Source organism: Micromonospora rosaria (assembly GCF_001567585.1).
Taxonomy (GTDB): Bacteria; Actinomycetota; Actinomycetes; order Mycobacteriales; family Micromonosporaceae; genus Micromonospora; species Micromonospora rosaria.
Genome location: NZ_LRQV01000010.1, coordinates 21,816 through 39,201 on the forward strand (window position 1 = coordinate 21,816; position 17,386 = coordinate 39,201).

Annotated in this window: 16 protein-coding genes; 1 reads left to right on the plus strand and 15 read right to left on the minus strand. The window is 73.7% G+C overall.

Translation table 11 applies throughout. The annotated features are described in order from the left end of the window. Positions 1–86: 86 nt before the first annotated feature. The 13 genes from AWW66_RS05030 to AWW66_RS05090 form a co-directional block, all read right to left on the minus strand. Positions 87–1,379 carry a glycosyltransferase 87 family protein gene (locus AWW66_RS05030; RefSeq protein ID WP_067360384.1) on the minus strand — a complete coding sequence of 431 codons (1,293 nt, stop codon included), beginning with the start codon at positions 1,377–1,379 and terminating at the stop codon, positions 87–89. 2 nt (positions 1,380–1,381) lie between these two features. After that, complete coding sequence (locus AWW66_RS05035; protein ID WP_157527162.1) at positions 1,382–2,737, minus strand: glycosyltransferase; 1,356 nt, start codon at positions 2,735–2,737, stop codon at positions 1,382–1,384. A 41-nt stretch (positions 2,738–2,778) separates the two neighbouring features. Then, positions 2,779–3,549, minus strand: a complete 771-nt coding sequence (locus AWW66_RS05040) for a glycosyltransferase (RefSeq protein WP_067360388.1) — start codon at positions 3,547–3,549, stop codon at positions 2,779–2,781. Then, complete coding sequence (locus AWW66_RS05045; protein WP_067360389.1) at positions 3,549–4,244, minus strand: transglutaminase-like domain-containing protein; 696 nt, start codon at positions 4,242–4,244, stop codon at positions 3,549–3,551. The genes AWW66_RS05040 and AWW66_RS05045 overlap by 1 nt, the downstream gene beginning before the upstream one ends. 46 nt (positions 4,245–4,290) lie before the next feature. After that, positions 4,291–5,430 carry an acyl-CoA dehydrogenase family protein gene (locus AWW66_RS05050; protein ID WP_067360391.1) on the minus strand — a complete coding sequence of 380 codons (1,140 nt, stop codon included), beginning with the start codon at positions 5,428–5,430 and terminating at the stop codon, positions 4,291–4,293. After that, on the minus strand, positions 5,427–6,887 hold the full coding sequence (locus tag AWW66_RS05055) for a class I adenylate-forming enzyme family protein (RefSeq protein ID WP_067360393.1): 1,461 nt from the start codon (positions 6,885–6,887) through the stop codon (positions 5,427–5,429). Before AWW66_RS05055 ends, AWW66_RS05050 begins: the two co-directional genes overlap by 4 nt. A 76-nt stretch (positions 6,888–6,963) precedes the next feature. Further along, a complete protein-coding gene (locus AWW66_RS05060; RefSeq protein ID WP_067360396.1) occupies positions 6,964–7,752 on the minus strand; it encodes a maleate cis-trans isomerase family protein in 789 nt (262 codons plus the stop codon). Then, a complete protein-coding gene (locus AWW66_RS05065) occupies positions 7,749–9,317 on the minus strand; it encodes an MFS transporter (protein ID WP_067360399.1) in 1,569 nt (522 codons plus the stop codon). The genes AWW66_RS05060 and AWW66_RS05065 overlap by 4 nt, the downstream gene beginning before the upstream one ends. A 7-nt stretch (positions 9,318–9,324) precedes the next feature. Further along, positions 9,325–10,020: an HAD family hydrolase gene (locus AWW66_RS33395; RefSeq protein WP_067360402.1), complete on the minus strand. Its 696-nt coding sequence runs from the start codon at positions 10,018–10,020 to the stop codon at positions 9,325–9,327. After that, positions 10,017–10,931 carry a pseudouridine-5'-phosphate glycosidase gene (locus AWW66_RS33400; RefSeq protein WP_067360405.1) on the minus strand — a complete coding sequence of 305 codons (915 nt, stop codon included), beginning with the start codon at positions 10,929–10,931 and terminating at the stop codon, positions 10,017–10,019. The genes AWW66_RS33395 and AWW66_RS33400 overlap by 4 nt, the downstream gene beginning before the upstream one ends. Before the next feature lie 71 nt (positions 10,932–11,002). Then, entirely contained in the window at positions 11,003–11,374 is a 372-nt protein-coding gene (locus tag AWW66_RS05080; RefSeq protein WP_067360408.1) for an ectoine synthase, read from the minus strand. A gap of 98 nt (positions 11,375–11,472) precedes the next feature. Continuing rightward, entirely contained in the window at positions 11,473–11,724 is a 252-nt protein-coding gene (locus tag AWW66_RS05085) for an acyl carrier protein (protein WP_067360411.1), read from the minus strand. A 123-nt stretch (positions 11,725–11,847) separates the two neighbouring features. Continuing rightward, complete coding sequence (locus AWW66_RS05090) at positions 11,848–12,684, minus strand: hypothetical protein (protein WP_157527163.1); 837 nt, start codon at positions 12,682–12,684, stop codon at positions 11,848–11,850. Between the two features lie 192 nt (positions 12,685–12,876). Between AWW66_RS05090 and AWW66_RS05095 the strand changes: the two genes are divergently transcribed. After that, positions 12,877–13,071: a hypothetical protein gene (locus tag AWW66_RS05095; protein ID WP_067360418.1), complete on the plus strand. Its 195-nt coding sequence runs from the start codon at positions 12,877–12,879 to the stop codon at positions 13,069–13,071. Between the two features lie 98 nt (positions 13,072–13,169). Here AWW66_RS05095 and AWW66_RS05100 read toward each other — a convergent pair whose 3' ends face one another. Together AWW66_RS05100 and AWW66_RS05105 are read right to left on the minus strand one after the other, a co-directional pair. After that, positions 13,170–16,211, minus strand: coding sequence for an AfsR/SARP family transcriptional regulator (locus AWW66_RS05100; protein ID WP_083978231.1), 3,042 nt, complete (start codon positions 16,209–16,211; stop codon positions 13,170–13,172). Positions 16,212–16,699: 488 nt separating this feature from the next. Continuing rightward, positions 16,700–17,290: a TetR/AcrR family transcriptional regulator gene (locus AWW66_RS05105; RefSeq protein ID WP_067360425.1), complete on the minus strand. Its 591-nt coding sequence runs from the start codon at positions 17,288–17,290 to the stop codon at positions 16,700–16,702. Between the last annotated feature and the right edge of the window lie 96 nt (positions 17,291–17,386).

Here is a 17,386-nt window from a genome sequence, read left to right on the forward strand (position 1 = left end):
CCGGAACGGCACCGCTCCCCGACCTGACCGGGACGCGACGGTGCGGGGGACGACGGTTCGTCCCCCGCAGCATCGTCCGACCAGGCTCAGGCCGACAGGGCCGGGGCCCGGGCCGGCTCGGCGACCGGGCGTCGGGCGACCCGCTGGGCGGCCGGCACCGGACTGGTCCGCCGGACCCAGAGCGGCCCGGCCAGGAGCAGCAGCAGGCCGGTCAGCGGGAACAGCGCCGCGATCACCTGTTCCCAGCCGGCCAGGGCCATCGGGGCCGGCGGTGACTCCTCGATGCCCAGCAGCGAGAAGACCCGCACCGAGAAGACCGTCACCAGCGCCGCCGTCGCCACGGCCAGACCGACGGAACGGGTCCGGTACGCCCGCACGGCCAGCCAGACCAGCAGGGGGATCACGTACACCCAGTGGTGTTCCCAGCTCACCGGCGAGACCAGCAGGCCGGTGACGGCGGCGGCCGAGAAGCCGAGGAAGTCCGAGCCGTGCCGGTGCACGTACCAGGCCACCGCGAGGCCGAACACCGCCAGCCCCGCCAGGACCACCAGCCACCAGGACGCGAACTGGGTGCTGTTGACCGCCCGGGACAGCGCTCCGGCGACCGACTGGTTCGGGGTGTCCCAGACCCCACCGGCCCGGGACGAGTGCAGCACGAGGCCACCCCAGTACCGGGCCGCGTCCGCCGGCAGCAGCACGAAGCCGGCGAGCACCGTACCGAGGAAGGCCGCGAGCGCGGTGCCGGCGGCCCGCCACTGCCGGGTCACCACCAGGTAGCCGATGAAAATCAGCGGGGTGACCTTGAGGCCGGCGGCGATGCCGATGCCCACCCCGCGCCACCGGCCTGCGTACCCCCGGAAGTCGAGCAGGACCAGTAGCAGCAGGAACATGTTGATCTGACCGGCGATGAGCTGGATCCGGACCGGGAGCAGCCAGGTGGCCGCCAGCAGCACGACCAGGGTCAGCGCGGCCCGGGTGCGCGGGGTGCGGACCCCGGCGACACCGAGCGCGAGCCAGGCGACCGCGCCCAGGGCGATCAGCGACGCGGTGTTCCACACCAGGCTCGCCGCGCCGATGGGCAGCAGGGAGAGCGGTACGAAGAACAGGATCGCGGTCAACGGCGGGTAGAGGTACGGCATCGGCCCGTACATCGGGTTCTGGATCGCGACGTCGTAGAGCGAGGTGCCGTCCCGGACGGCCTCGCCGCTGGCCAGGTAGACCTTGAGGTCCACGGTCCAGCGCAGCGCCCAGTACGGATCCCGGGTGAAGATCGCCTCGGCGAGCACGGCCAACGCGAGGGCGGTCACCACCACCGCCGCCGCCGTGCCGAGGCCGAGGGCGCGGCTCGGGCGGATGCTCCGGAGGTCTGTCGTCTGCATGGTCAGCCCCTGTCGTAGGCGAGTGGTCGGCGGTGGGACGGGCCGGCGAGCGCCGGCGGGAGGGGGTGTGGACCGGCCAGCAGGTCGTCGTGCCCGGCCAGGCGGAGTCGGGCCCCGGTGATGCCGAGGCGGGCCAGCACGCCGACCGCGTCGACCTCGTCGCAGCCGTTGAGCAGGACGCTGACCTGCCCGTCCGCTGCCACGACCTCGTCGGTGGGGCGCAGCGAGCCGGCCGGTACCGACCCGCCCTCGGGCAACCGCACCAGGGTGGCGATGTCGGAGCGGGCCGACCGGCGTCGGGCCAGGTCGGACCCGGCGACCCGGATCTCGTGCTCGACCACACCGGCGAGGAGCGCGGCGCTGCGTTCCCAGGTGAAACGGCCGGCCCAGGAGCGGCACGTCTCGGCGGCCCGGTCGGCAACCTCCTCGTCGCGCAGGTCGGTCAGGTACCCGGTCAGCGTGGCCGGAAGCTGGTCGCAGGACTCGGCGACCTGCCCGGTGCGACCGGCCCGGACGAAGTCGCGGGCACCCGATGTCGCCAGCACGACGCTCGGCACCCCGTACGCGGCGGCGGTGAGCAGCCGGGAGCCGCACCCCCCGCCGTCGGCGGTGGAGACGGTCAGCCAGGCGCGGCGCCACCACCGGTCCCGGTCGTCGTCGGTGGCCCGGCCGTGCAGGGTCACCGTGCCGGCCAGCCGCGCGTCCCCGGTGAGCCGGCGCAGCCGGTCCCGGTCGGGGCCGGTGCCGAGGATCTCGACGCGGAGGCCGGGCAGGGCGGCGGCGACGGCGGGCAGCGCCCCGAGCAGCAGGTCGACCCGTTCCTCGGCGACCAGGTCAACGTCGACCACGATGGTCGGGACGGCGGCCCGTTCCCCGCCGGCCCGGGTCGGGGCCGGTGTGCCGGGTGGCACGACGAAGATCGGGCCCTGGAGGCGGTGCCGGCGGCGCAGGTCGTGCCGGGCCGAGGGGGAGAGCGCCACCCGGGCGCGTTCGGTCCGGCTCCGCCGGCCGGCCAGGAACCGCCCCAGCCGGCCGGCGGGCTGCCGGGGAACCCGGTGCAGCACCTCGATCACCGGTACCGACCGGCCGGCGCCGCGCGGCAGGCCGTCGGTCGATCCGCCGGTGGCGTCCAGCACGACGTCGAACCGGCCACCGTCGCGGGCCAGCCGGGCGACGGTACCGAGCGGGCCGGCCCGGTACAGCCGGATCCCGTCGAGGGTCTGCGCGGTGGGGGCGTCCGGCGCTCCGGGGGTCACCCAGGTGACCTCGGTGCCGGCCGCCACCCAGTGGCGGGTGATCTCGTACAGGTAGCGTTCCGCGTCGCCGGCGTGCGGGTGCCGGATGTCGTACCGGCTCATCACCAGCACCTGGCGGCCGGTCGGGGCCGGTCGGCGCGGGCTCACCGGGCACCCGCCCGAGCGGTGTCGAACAGGTCGGCCCGGTAGAGGCGGAACAGGTCGGCGAAGGCCGCCTGGCCGTCGCGCACCGGGCGGAACGTGGACCGCTCGTCGTCGGTCCAGGTGACCGGGACCTCGGCGATCCGGCCGCCGGCCCGGTGGATCCGGCGCAGCAGTTCCACGTCGAACGCGAAGCCGCTGACCTGGCAGCGGCGCAGCGCCCACTGCACGGCCGACCGCTCGAAGATCTTGAACCCGCACTGGGTGTCGTGCACGCCGGGGACGAGTCGGCGGGCGATGGCCCGGAACACCGCGCCGCCGAGCCGGCGGGTGACCGGCTGGGGGCGGGCCAACGCGGCGCCGGGGGCGTGCCGGGACGCGATGGCCGCCACCGCGCCCGCCTCCAGCTCGGCCACCGCGCGGCTCAGGGTCGGTACCGGAGTGGACAGGTCGGCGTCGATGAATCCGACGTACCGGGCGGCGCTGCCGGCGATGCCCCGCCGGACCGCCGCGCCCTTGCCGGGTCGGGAGCAGCCGACCACGACCACCTCGGTGGCCCAGTCCCGGGCGGCCACGATGGTGGCGGTGTCGTCGGTGCTGCCGTTGTCGACCACCACCACCCGGGACCGCCAGGGCTGGTCGGTCAGGAAGCCGGTCACCTCGGCGAGGGTGGCGGGCAGCCGGGCCGCCTCGTTGAACGCCGGGACGACCAGTTCCAGGTCGACCTGGTCGCGGGGGGCCGGGTCGTGCCGGCCCCGGGGCAGCGGGCTCATCAGACACCTCCCGGGGTCGTCGCGTCGGCCACCAGGGAGCCCCGGGCCGTGGTGTGCTGGCTGGCGAAGAGCTTGGGGTGGTTGGTGCGGATGCCGCCCACCACCAGGTCGTACGGGACGTCGTCGAACTCGCCGTGCTCGTGGAGGAACTCCATGTGCCGGCGTCCCTCGTCGTCGAACGGGTGGTACATCGAGTCGGTCCGGCCGTCGAACTCCAGCGGCTTGATCCGGTAGAGCCGGCAGAGCATCTTGTTGAACACCGGCGTGGCCCGGACCCAGCGCCCGTCCAGCAGCACCGTGGTCAGGCTGTGGAAGGTGAACAGGTTGCCGCCCATCAGCTCCTCCAGCCGGGGCGAGGCGAGGTGGTTGCGGACGTCGCCGTAGTAGATCCGGCTGGGGACGCCCACCGCGCGCACCGCGGCGGCGTACACGATGGACTTGTGCACGCAGAAGCCCATGCCCCGGGTGATCGTCGAGCTGGCCTTGAGGCCGTGGCGGGACAGGTCGGCCCCGTACACCTCGTAGTGGATGCCGTCGCGGACGGCGTAGTAGAGGGCGACGGCCCGTTCGGTCGGGGTCAGCTCCGCGCCGCCGTCGGGCAGCGTCCGGGCGACGAAGTCGCGGACGACGGCGGAGTCGTGGTCGAGGAACTCGGTGGGGTCGAGCAGGGTGGTGTCGACGAGTGGCGTGGACATCGTGCGGGTCCTCCAGGAAGGGATGTGATGCGCGGGGGCGGGGGTGTCAGAGGCCGAGCATGCGGGCGATGCGCTGACGCTGGACGTCCGAGGTGCCGGAGTAGATCGTTCCGGCGACGGCGTTGCGCAGGTCCTTCTCCAGGCCGTACTCGCTGGTGTAGCCGTAGCCGCCGAAGATCTGCACGGCGGCGAGCGCGGACGCGACGTTGTTCTCGCTGGTGACCAACTTGCTGGCGGCGACGTCGAAGGTGACGTTCTCGCCGTTGGCGTGCCGTTGCGCGGTGTCGTAGAGCCACTTGCGGGAGGTCTCCACGGCGATGTGCATGTCGGCGAGCCGGTTCGACACCGACTGGAACGCGCCGATCCGCTGGCCGAACTGGGTGCGGGAGCGGGCGTACTCGACGGAGCGTTCGAGCCGGTGCTGCATCTCCCCGACGTTGATCACGAAGGAGCAGAGGATCTCCCACTTCATGACGTGGTCCATGACCAGGAATCCGGCGCCGGGCGAGCCGACCACGTTGGTCGCCGGGACCCGGCAGTCGTCGAGGAACAGCTCCGAGAAGGGCGAGGTGCTCAGCCCCATCTTCGCCACCGGTGGCCCCACCACCAGGCCCGGTGTGTCCCGGTCGACCAGGAACGCGGTCAGGGCGGCCGGGCTGCCCCGCTTGCCGGTCAGCGCGTAGACCACGATCACGTCGGCGATCGGGCCGTTGGTGACGAAGGCCTTGCTGCCGTTGAGGACGTAGTCGTCGCCGTCGCGGACGGCGGTGGTGCGCATCGCCATCACGTCGGAGCCGCCGGACGGCTCGGTGATCGCGTGCGCCCCGATGACCGACCCGTCGCTGACCCGGGTCAGGTAGCGGTCCTTGAGGTACGCCGAGCCGAAGCGTTGCAGGGGTACGCCGGTGCTCACCACGTGGGTGGAGACGGAGAAGCTGAACCCGCCGTCGCGGCAGGCGTACCCGAGGCCCTCCAGCACGTACATGGTGGTGGGCAGGTCCTGGCCGAGCCCGCCCCACCGCTCGTCGAACGGCAGGCCCAGCAGGCCGGTCTCGCGGATCAGTTTCCATCCCGCGTGGCCGAACTCGCGGTCGGCGTCGCGGGTGAGGTGTCCCTCCCCGGCCGCCGCGCCCAGCTCCTCGGCTAGGGCGCGCAGCTCGCGCTGCTCCTCGGTCCAGTTGATCATGATGTCGGTCCTCCTCCGGTGGATCCGGCCAGCGCCGGGTGCCGGCGCTCGCGCAGGACGGTGCGGTCGACCTTGCCGGTGGACGTCCGGGGCAACGCCTCGTCGAGTACCTCGAACGCGCGGGGAATCGCGGTACGGGGCAGCGCGGCGGCACAGTGCAGCCGCAGATGCAGCCCGTTGAGTTCGGAGGCCACCGTCCGGCGGACCACCGCGTGCAGGACGGTGCCGGCGTCCGGGTCGGGGACGGCGAGCACGGCGGCCTCGCGTACCTCGGGGTGGGCGAGCAGCACCTGCTCCACCTCCTGCAGGTTCGTCCGGACGCCGCGCACCTTGACCTGGTGGTCGTTGCGACCGGTGAGGTGGAACAGGCCGTCGGCGTCGCGCCGGACCAGGTCGCCGGTGCGGAACCAGCCGTCCCGCCAGTGCTGGCCGTCGAGCCGGGCGTCCAGGTAGCCCCGGGCCCGGAACGGCGTCCGGACCACCAGCTCCCCGCTGCCCGCGCCGGTCAGCTCCGCGTCGTCGGCGTCCACCACGCAGACCTCGACGCCGGTGATGGGGCGGCCGATCGGCAGGCCGTTCCGGGTCGACGCGTCGGCCGGGTCGATCCGGTGGAGGAAGCTGTCGTTGGTCTCGGTGCAGCCGTAGACGTTCCACAGCCGGGCGTTCGGGAACGCCTCGACGATCCGGTCCAGCAGGGGCGGTGGCACCACGTCCCCGGTGAGCAGCACCTCCCGGACGCCGGGGAACCGGCCGCCGGCCTCGGTGACCAGCCGGAAGAACAGCGGGACCGCCTGCACCACGGTCGGTTGCCGGTCCTGGCAGAACGCCGTCAGCCAGGCGCCCTCGGCAGCCCGTTCCGGGTCGACCAGGTCGACGCGGGCCCCGCTGGCGAGCGCGGCCCAGACGTCCAGCAGGCACAGGTCGAAGTTGAGCGGCGCGTAGTTGAGCACCCGGGCGGCGGCCCCGATACCGAAGGTGCCGGCCGCCCAGGTGAGGAACGCGTCCACCCCCTCGGCGGCCAGGTCGACGACCTTCGGCGTACCGGTCGAGCCGGAGGTGGTGAGCAGCAGGCCGGGGCCGGGCAGCGGGCGGCCCGGGGCCCCGCTGGTGCGGACGGTCAGGCCGGTGGCGGTGGCCCGCAGGATGTGGGGGGCACCGACCTGGGCGCAGAGCCGGGTGAGCGCCTCCGCTCCCAGGGACGCCGAGGGCAGCAGCACCCGACGGTCCGCCTCGAACGCGGCGATCAGCAGCGCGATGGTCTCCGGGGACTTCGCCGCCGGGACGCAGAGCGGGTGTGCCGGGGCGAACGCGAGGGCGGCCAGCGCCTCCCGCGCGTCCTGGACCCGGTGGGCCAGGTCCCGGTAGCTGATCTCGCGGCCGGCCCAGGACAGCGCCGGGGCGTCCGGTGTGCGGCGGACCTGTTCGGTGAAGGCGGTGCAGAACGATCTGGTAGGCACGGCATGTCTCCTGTCGTTCCTCGTCGCATCGGTGGGGTGGGGTCGGGGAGGGAGGGCGACGGCGGGGTGGACCGGGTCAGGCGTGGGCGTCGACCAGGCGACCGCCGCCCGGCACGGCCGGTTCGAGACCGGCGATGGTGAACAGCCGGCGCAGGCAGGCCTGGTTGGAGGTGACCACCGGGACGCCGAGGGTCTCCTCCAGCCGGGCCACCGCGTCCCAGGAGCGGAACCCGCTGCCGGGGATCAGCACCCCGTCGGCCTCCGCCGGGAAGTGGGCACCGACCTGCCGGCAGACCTCGTCCGGGTCGATCATCCAGCGGCCACCCCGGTCGAAGATCCGGTGCCGGGCCACCCCGTCCCAGTCGTCGTCGAGCCGGTAGTGCAGCAGTCCGGCCACCTCGAACCCGCCCGCCGCCAGGTACCGCCGGGTGGCGGCGAAGGTCGGCTCGGTGAACCACGGCGGTACCAGCACCAGCGGGCGGCGGACGGCCAGCTCGGCCAGTCCGGCCCGGATCGCCTCCCCGGCGGTGTAGACCGGGGTGCCTCCGGCCAGGTCGGTCGCGGCGGCGGCGAAGCCGGCGTCGAACTCGGGGCCACCGAAGAAGCTCGCCGAGGCGAAGCAGAGGCAGATCGCGGTCAGGTCCATCTGACCGAGCTGCACCAGTCCCCGCCGGACGTCCGGCTGGGCGATCAGGCGCTGCCAGGTCTCCTCGGTGTACTCGGCGCCGGTGCTGGTCGGGCTCTCGAACCGGGCGGCGTGCACGGTGACCCCGGTGGGGGCCCGGCCCCACAGTTCCGCCTCCACCACCGGGTCGTTGTGCACCACCAGCACGCCGAGCTGGGCGACCCAGGCCGGGGCCCTCACGGCCGGCTCCCCTCGACCGGGGCGGCCATCGCGGGCGGCAGCCGGTCGGCCCGGTCACCGCCGGCCGGGTCCGGCCGGTACCCGAGGGCCGCCGGGTCGCCGCCGACGCCCGGGGTGGCGTCGGCCACCGGCCCCGTGGCGGCAGCCGACGTGCTGCCGGTGGCCGGCGTGCTGCCGGTCTTTCCGCGTCGGGGCAGGCCGAACCAGGCCAGGACCGCGCCGGCACCGGCCGCCAGGGCGGTGGTGACGAACGCCGCGCCGAAGCTGCCCGGCCCCGGGTCGGTGCCGAGCACCAGCACCAGGACGGCGATGCCGAGGGCCCCGGCCATGTACTGCGCGGTGGTCATCAGGGCGCTGCCGGTGCCCTGGTTGCGGTCGTCCACGTCGGCGGTGCCGGCGATGAACATCGACACGTACGTGACGCCGTGCGCGAAGCCGGTGATCAGCAGGCCGGGCAGCAGGTGGACCAGGTAGCTGTCGCCGTGCACCTGGGCGGCCAGCAGCAGCAGGCCGGCGGCGTTGCCGACGAAGGCCAGGGTCAGCGCCGCCCGGACGCCGATCCGGGCCACGATCCGGGCCGCCACCGAGTTCGCCACCGCGATCGCCACCGCCATCGGCAGGAACGCCATGCCGGCCGCGATCGGGCCGTACCCGCGCAACTGCTGCAACAACAGGGTGAGGACGAAGAACTGGTTGCCGACGCTGGCCATGTAGAGCGCGGTGGCCCCGCAGCCCACCAGCAGCGACCGGGTCCGCCGCAGCAGCGGGTCGACCAGCGGCTGGGCGCTGTGCCGTTCCCGCAGGACGAAGCCGACCAGCCCGACGGCGGCGACGGCGAACGCGCCGAGCGTGCCGACGTAGCTCCAGCCGTGGCTGGACGCCCAGGTCAGGGCGAGCGCGGTGGCGAGGACGGTGCCGGTGCACAGGATCGCGCTGGGCAGGTTGAGCTGCCCACGGCCGGTGACCGAGGCCCGCAGCCGGGGCAGCAGCCGGGGCGCGCCCATCGCGCAGATCAGCGCGAGCGGCAGGTTGATCAGGAAGACCCAGCGCCAGGAGACGGTGCTGAGCAGGCCGCCGATCACCACTCCGGCGGCCAGGCCGGAGGCGCCGACCGTACCCCAGACACCCAGGGCCCGGTTGCGGGCCGGCCCGGCGGCGAACGACGTGTTGATCAGGGCGATGACCGCCGGTTGGAGGGCGGCGGCGGCGATGCCCTGCACCGCGCGGGCCACCAGCAGCAGCGCCGGGGCCGTGGCGAGGCCGCCGGCGAGGGCGGCGATCCCGAAGGCCGCCATCGCCACGACGAAGAGGTTGCGGGGGCCGAACCGGTCGGAGGCGCGTCCGCCGACGATGAGGAAGCCGGCGAAGAAGACGGCGTACCCGCTGACCACCCACTGGATGGTGCTCTCGGTCAGGCTGAACTCGTCGCCGATGCGGGGCAGGGCGATGTAGACGATGGAGTAGTCGAGGGCGATCAGGAACTGGGCGATCGCCAGGATGGCCAGCGTGGCGGCGGGGGACGCCGACGTGCCGGGCAGGGGCGCGGAGCGGGTGGTGCGGGACATGGTCGGATCACCTCTGGCTGAGGTCGAGGGTCACGGAACGGGGAGCGGGGCTGAGCAGGAGCGCCGGGCCGAGCGTGGCCGGGCCGGTGAAGACCGCGCCGGCACCGGCCAGCAGGAGTTCGATCCGGCTGGCCACCCCGGTGGTGACGCCGAACGCGGTCATCCCGGCGGCGTTGGCCATCCGGACGTCGTCCACCGCGTCGCCGACGACGATGCAGCGCGCGGGTGGCACCCCGAGCGCGTCGGCGGCCAGCAGCGCCAGGTCGGCGTGCGGCTTGCCGCGTTCGGTCATGCCGTGGCAGGCGAGGGTGTCGAAGGCGTCGAGCAGCCCGGTGGCGGCCAACAGTTCGACGGCGCTGGGTCGTACCTTGCTGGTGACCACCCCGAGCGGGTGGCCACGGTCCCGCAGGGTGGCGAGCAGTTCGGCCACGCCGGGGAAGACCAGCCGGGCGGCGGTCGGGATGACCGTCTCGGTGAACAGTTCCCGGGCCCGGTTCGCGGCCCGCGCCACCTCGGGGTGGTCGGCGGGCACCGCGAGGAGGGTGGCGAACGAGGCGGCCAGGGACCGGCCGACGGTACGACGGAGTTGCTCGTCGGTGGCGGTGCGGCCGTGCTCGGTGACGACCGCGCGCAGGACGGTGGTCATCCCGCCCGGGGTGTCGACCAGGGTGCCGTCGACGTCGAAGAGGATCGCGGTGGTCACGACCGCTCCCGCAACGCGACGGCGACCTCGGCGGCGACGGCGCTGGTGGACAGCAGCACGGACCGGTTCGCGGCGGCGGTACGGCCCTGGGTCGCCGCCGAGACCCGGCTCAGGATGTACGGGGTCATCGCCGGCCCCTGCACCCCGGTCGCCTCCGCCTCGGCCTGGACCTCGCGGACCAGCGCGTAGACCTCGTCGGCGGGCAGCGCGTCCAGCTCGTCGATCGGGTGGGTGACGAGGAACCCGCCGTCGTTGCCGACCGCCCAGTGCAGGCGGATCGCGTCGACCAGTTCGGTCAGGTCGTCGATGCGGCGCGGGTTGCGGACGCCGCTGGAGACGCTGTAGTACGCCGGGAAGTCGTCGCACCGGTAGCCGACGACCGGCACCCCGAGGGTCTCCAGGTACTCCATGGTCAGCGCCGGGTTCAGCAGCGACTTCGCGCCGGCGCAGACGACGGCGATCCGGTGCCGGGTGAACTCCACCAGGTCCGCCGAGATGTCGAAGCTGCGCTCGGCGCCGAAGTGCACGCCGCCGATGCCGGCCACCGCGAAGACGTCGATGCCGACCTGCGCGGCGGCGATCAGGGCGGCCGAGACGGTGGTGCCGCCGTGGCCGCCGCCGGCCAGCGTCGGGCCGATGTCGCGGGTGCTGACCTTCGGCACGTCCGGGGTGGTGGCGAAGAGCGCCACCTGCTCCTCGGACATGCCGACGACGAACCGGCCGTCGACGATGCCGGTCCGGGCGGGTACCGCGCCGCCGGCCCGGATGGTCTTGTCGATGTCCAGCGCGGTGTCCAGGTTGAGCGGGTAGCTCAGGCCGTGGACCACGCCCGAGGATTCCAGGGCCACCACGGGCCGCCGGTCGGCCAGCGCGTCGGCGACCTCCTCGGAGAGCGAGAAGTACTCGTTCATCGGTGCTCCTTCGTGTGGGGGTGGGTGGGGCCGGGGCGGCGCGGGCGGGCTCCGCCCGCGCCGTGGCCGCGTCAGTACTCGGAGAACCCGTTGGCGTCGAAGTTGTGCCGCTCGTCGCCGCGCAGCGGCGGGTTGAACACGCTGATCAGCTCCATGTCCTGCTCCGGATCGGCGATCAGGAAGTGCTCGTCGTGCTGGTCGAGGGCGTAGAGGATGCCGGGCTCGATCTCGTGGGTGACGCCGTCGGCGATCACCCGGCCCCGGCCGGAGATGCAGTAGCAGGCCTCGAGGTGGTTGCGGTACTGCAGGGGGGACTTGGAGCCGGCCGCGACGACGGTGTGGGCGACGGCGAAGCCCATCTTGTCCTGCTCGACGAGGAGCCGGAAGCTGGTGCCGTTGCCCCAGTCGACGGCCGGAACCTCGGACCTGGTCTTGACGATCATGATGGTTGCCCTTCTGTCGCTGGCGGCTGGTGACGGAGGTGTGCGCTGCCGCGCACGAGGACGGGGACGTACCGGTGGTGGTCGTGCGGGGTGGCGGCTCAGACGAGGCTGCGGGCGTCCTCGACGAAGGCGGCGATCGAGGCCACCGAGCTGAACTGCAGGGGCGAGATGTCCTGGTCCTCGATCGGGATGTGGTAGCGGTCGCCGACCCAGGCGATCAGGCGCAGCAGCCCGAGGCTGTCGACGATCCCGGTGTCCAGCAGGTCCAGGTCTGCCGGGAGCTGGTCGACGGGGATGTCGGGGGCGAACGCGGTGACGACGAACTGCCGGATCTCGGCTTCGTGGGACATCGGGGCTCCTTGTCGCCGGGCCGCCGGCGGGTGCCGGACGGCGGTGTCGAGGGGGCTCACCGGGGTGGGTGAGGGGTGCTGCTGCCCTGCGCGGTGGCGGGGCGGTCCGAGGGGCGCCGCTGGTCAGCGCGGTGCCGGGAGGGCGCTGCTCAACAGCTCGACGAGGAGCACCTGCTCCGGATCGGTACGCCCGGCCCGCTCGCCGAGCACCACCTGACGCAGGTCGCCGACCAGGCGGTAGCGCGGTTGGGGGTGGCTCCGGGCGTACGCCGGTCGGGCCAGGCCGTGCGCGGCGGCCGGCTCGACCAGGGAGAGGTCGTCGACGAACACCGTGTTGACCTGGGCGGCCAGGGCCGGTGGCAGGTCGCGGCCGGAGGCGTTGACCAGGAGCGCGCCCCTGGCCAGGTGCAGTGGCGGCGCCGGGCGCTGCTCCCCGCCGGTCGACTCGGTCGGCCCGATGACGACCACGAGGTTCGCCCCGAAGGCGGACTCCGCCGGCGTGGCGGCCCGGGTCAGGGTGATGCCGGCGAGGTCGAGCTCGTCGACCGTCCCCGGGTCGAGGAACGGCCCGGCCGGGGCGGTCGGCTCGGCAGCCGCCGGCTGCGGTGCCGCCGCGCCGTCGGTGAGGAAGACCGACACGAGGCTCACCCAGGAGACGTACCGGGCGAAGATCAGGGTGTGTAGCTGGACGGCGCGGCGGGGGCCGATGACCGAGGCCGTGACCACCTCCGGGCCGAGCAGGTGGCGGGCGGCCAGGGCGGCCAGGATCGCGGCGTGGCGGATCGCCTGGTCCGCCCGGTGCGGGCCGGCCGGCGGGGGGCACCCGAGCCGGTCCCAGATGTCGACCGACAGGGGGGACGTCCCGCCGGTCATCAGCCGTTCGGCCAGCAGGTCGACCGGGTCCACCGGGTCGCCGTCCGGGAGCGGATCGGCACATGAGCGGGGAATGAGGCTGTCCATCGGACGGTCCCTCCGGTGGTCGTGTCGGCTGCTGCGATCCACACGGTGGGCGCGGTTCCTATCGGGCCGCCTTCGAAGGGCTATCGACGTCGACCGGATCTCGAACAACGATCGGAGGCCGGCTCGATAGCGGCCGACGGTCTGGTGATGGCACACCGCCACGGCGGGAACCACGCCCCGAAGGGAACGAAGATGTCCGTCACCCGCACGTTCGTCACCACCGTCACGTCTGTCCTCGCCACCGCCGCGCTCGCCGCGATCCTCGGCATCGGCGCCGCCGTCGGCGGCGGGGCGGGAGCGGACAGCTCGCTGGCGACCGAGGTCTGCCCCAAGGACACGCACTGGAGCGTGGAGCTGGGGGTGTGCGTGGCGGACACCCACTGGTGATCTGACCCGACGTGGTCGAGGGGCAGCCCGGGCGGGCTGCCCCTCGACCACGTCGGTGGGCCGGCCACCGGGGGCGGTGGCGTCGGAGGTCGGGGCGGCTACGCCGGAAGGGGGATCTGCCGGGTCAGGCCGGGGGCGGCGCCGTCGTCGGGAGGGTCGTCGGAGAGCAGGGCCGCCTCGGCCAGCAGCGAGCAGGCCCGCTCGTGCCAGACCGTGGAGCCGAGCTGCTCGAACAGCTCGCGGGCGGCGCGCAGGTGCGCCACCCCGGCGGTCAGCCGGCCGGTGGCGAGGGCGATCTCGCCGAGGGAGTACCGGGCGCGGGCCTCGACCAGCCGCTCGCCGAGCTGGCGGGCCCGTTCCAGGGTGTGTGTGAGGATCATCGTCGCGTTGTCCGGCCGGCCCTCCCGGTGCCGGAGCAGGCCCAGGCCGTACAGGGCGTGGGTCTCGCCGATCCGGTCCCCGGTGTCCCGCACGATGCGCAGCACCCGGTGCAGGGCCTGCCGGGCCAGCTCGATCTGGTCGGTGGCCAGGTAGACCTCGGCGAACCGGTGCGTCACCTGCGCCTCGACGCGCAGGCAACCGGTCTCCCGGCAGATGGTCAGGGCCTGGTCGAGCAGGTCGATCGCGCCCCGGTGGTCGCCGTCGTCCATCCGGTGCTGGGCGAGGCTGCGCATGATGTGCGCCTCGCCGATCCGGTCGCCGGCCCGGCGCATGATCTCCAGGGAGCGCGCGTACTTGGCCAGCATCGACGCGGTGTCACCGCGCAGCCGGTCGATGTGCGCGGCGTTGCGCAGCACCAGCCCGCCGCCGTACTCCACGCCCTCGGCGGTGAAGATCTCCAGCGCCGTGCCGAAGCAGGCGTCCGCGTCGGCGAGCCGGGTCTGGAACATGTGCAGCGTCCCCATGGAGTACCGCATCGCCGCCATCCCGACCCGGTTGCCGGCCCGCTCGGCGGCGCCGTACGCGGTGGTGGTGCACTCCCGCCAGTCGTCGAAGTACCCCTTGGACTCGAAGAGGCTGACCGAGGTCAGGGCCAGGTCCCAGCAGAGCTCCGCCAGGCCGGCGTCGGCGGACTGCCGGACGGCGACGATCAGCGCCCGCCGTTCCGTCTCCCACCAGTGCGCCGGGTCACCGAGGTACGCGACGGCGTCGGCATGGTCCATGATCCAGCGGGGGGCGGTGCCGTGCAGGGTGGTGTAGTTGCCGCCGTAGGTGCTGCGGTGCGCCTCCTCCGCCAGGGCCAGCCAGCCGCTGAGCACCCGGCTCAGCGCCGCCGTACGCTCCTCGTCGGTCTCCGTCTCGGCCAGCTTCTCGGCCGCGTACACCCGGATCAGGTCGTGCAGCCGGTAGCGCGGGGCGGCGTCCGGGTACTGCACGGTGTCGACGAACTGGGCGTCGACGAGACCCTCCAGGATGTCCTCGGCCTCGAAGGTGCTGCTGTCCAGCAGGGCGGCGGCGGTCCAGCTCGGGAAGTCGGGGGCCCGCATCATCGAGCAGAGCCGCAGCAGCCGTTGCGCGGCAGCGCCGAGGCCCCGGTACGCCAGCTCCATGTTGGAGCGCAGTTCGAGGCCGTGGTGGACGAACTCGTCCAGCCGCTTCGCCTCATCCCGGAGGCGGTGCACCAGCCCGCCCAGTCGCCAGTGCGGGCGGGAGGCCAGCCGGGCGCCGGTGATGCGCAGCGCCAGCGGCAGTCCGCCGCAGAGGGTGGCCAGCTCGGCGGCGTCGTCGCGGCTGGCGGCGACGCGGTCCGGGCCGACCAGCGCGGTCAGCATCTCCAGGGACTGCGCGAGGTCGAAGAGTTCGAGGTCGACCAGGCGTGCGCCGGGCAGGCCGGTGAGGCGTACCCGGCTGGTGATGATCACCGCGCAGGACGAGCTGCCGGGCAGCAGCGGCAGGAGCTGGATGTCGGGCGGGACGTCGTCGAGGACGAGGAGCAGCCGTTTGCCGAAGAGCATGCTGCGGTACAGCTCGCCGCGTTCCTCCATGCCGTCGGGGATGGCCGAGCCGGTGATGCCGAGGGCGCGCAGGAACCGGGCGAGCAGCTTCGCGGTGTGGTCCTGCCGGTCCCAGGAGCGCAGGTCGGCGTAGAGCTGGCCGTCGGGGTACTGGTCGCTGAGTTCGTGGGCGGCGCGGATGGCGAGGCTGGACTTGCCGACCCCGGCCATGCCGGAGATGACCACGATCGGCATGCCGTGGCCCGTCACCTGGTCGCCGTCGGAGTCCCGGGCGAGCAGCCGGCAGATCCGGTCGAGCTGCCGCTCCCGGCCGACGAAGTCGGTGATGCTGGCGGGAAGCTGGCGGGGCAGCACCACCATCGGGCCGCCGCGTGGTGGCGGGGGTGTCCACTTCGGGGTCGGTGGGGGTACGACGGCCGGCGGTCGTTCGTCGGTGGTCCCGAGCGCCGGGTCGCGTTGCAGGATGGCCCGTTCCAGGCGTTGCAGTTCCTCGCTCGGGTCCAGCCCGAGTTCGTCGGCGAAGACCGTGCGGGCGTGGCGGGCGGCCTTGAGTGCGTCGGCCTGGCGTCCGCACCGGTAGAGCGCGAGCATGAGGAAGGTGTGCAGCCGCTCGCGGAGGGGGTGCTCCCCGACGAGGCCCTGCAACTCGCTGACCGTCTCCTGGTGGGCGCCGAGTTCGAGGTCGAGCTGGATGCGCTCCTCGACGGCGGCGAGTCGCTGCTCCGCCAGCACGGTGGCGGCCCGCTGGACCTGGTCGCTGGCCACCCCGGAGAGCGGGTCGCCCCGCCACAGGGCGAGGGCGGTCCGCAGGGTCCGGGCCGCGTCGGCCTTGGTGCCCGCGTCGACCTGCCGGCGGGCCTCGGCGACCAGCGCGGCGAAGTGGAGGCTGTCCACGTCGGTGGTGTCCAGTTGGAGGAGGTACCCCGGCGGGCGGGTGCTGATCGCCTGTGGTCGCCCGACGTCCTCGAAGAGCCGACGCAGCGCGGAGATGCAGATCTGGATCTGGCTTCGGGCGGTGGTGGGTGGGTCGTTACCCCACACCGCGTCGATGAGTTGACCCACGGGGACGACCCGGTTGATGTTGAGACCCAATACCGCCAGGACGATCCGCTGGCGGGCTCCACCCAGGTTCAGCGACCGGTCACCATTGATCAGTTCCACCGGCCCGAGTAGTCGCAGACCCATCCAGTCTCTCCCCCGCTGGCTGTGGGTGATCTGTCGGTCCACACTACGCCACCGATCGCCAATATATCGATTATTAACGATGAATAACCTTGGCTGTTCTCGGATGTGGGTGTGCTCTTTGGACCGAGGGACGGGGGCGCGGGCCCGGCCCGTTCACCCCGTTCGACACCCACCGAGGCAAGGACCGGCGAACTGCTGACGCCGCCCCCGTGATTGATCGCTCATTTCGGCGCACGGCGGCAAGAACGACGTCGGACGCCTACTCCGTTCGACGGACGACCGGAGCGCCGTGGCGATCTCCACCCGGCGGCGACCACAAAGGCAACGGGGACGGATGTCCAATCCGCCGCCAATCAATGGGCGAGGTTCGCCCGAGACGATGCCGGGAGCGACCGACCGGCGACCGGGCGGCCGGAGTTGTCGGGGCGGTTGCGCCCCCGCCTTTCCGTCGACCCCAGCCGCTCGATGGGCGGCGAGGGCTCGCCCCCTCACCGGCCGGGGGACGGGTGGGTCGGCTGGGGGATCACCCCCGAGACGGCCAGCCGGAACAGCCGGTCGGCCCGGGTCGCCGGGTCCGGGTGGTGCTCGGTGGCCAGGGTGATGCCGACGATCAGGTCGATCAGGTCGGCGATGGTGACCCCCGCCACCACCGCTCCGGCCCGCTCGGCCTCCCGCAGCAACGGGCCCGCCGCCTCCTCCAGCACCGCCGCGCACGAACTCTGGCGCACCGGGCCGGCACCGGCCCCGTCGTCGTAGGACAGCGCCTCGGCCAACCCCCGGACCGACACGGAGTACGCGACGACCTCGTCCAGCCACGCCAGCAGCGCCGCCCGGGTGTCGGCCCGGCCGGTCAGGTCACGGGCCCGTTCGCACAGGGCCTCGATCCGGGTGTGGGAGACCGCCTCCAGCAGGGCCCGCCGGGTGGGGAAGTGCCGGCGCACGGTCGCCGAGCCGACCCCGGCGGTACGGGCGATCTGTTCGAGGGAGGCGCTGGCGCCGTGGGCGGCGACCTCCCGCTCCGCCACGGCGAGGATCCGCGCGTAGTTGCGCCGGGCGTCGGCGCGCTGGTGGTCAGGCATGGCGTCCTCTCCGAGGTTGCCTAAATGGCGGGGCCCGCCGTATCGTACCTTCACGGGAAACGGCGGGCCCCGCCGTTTTCGCCGCGTACCCGAGGA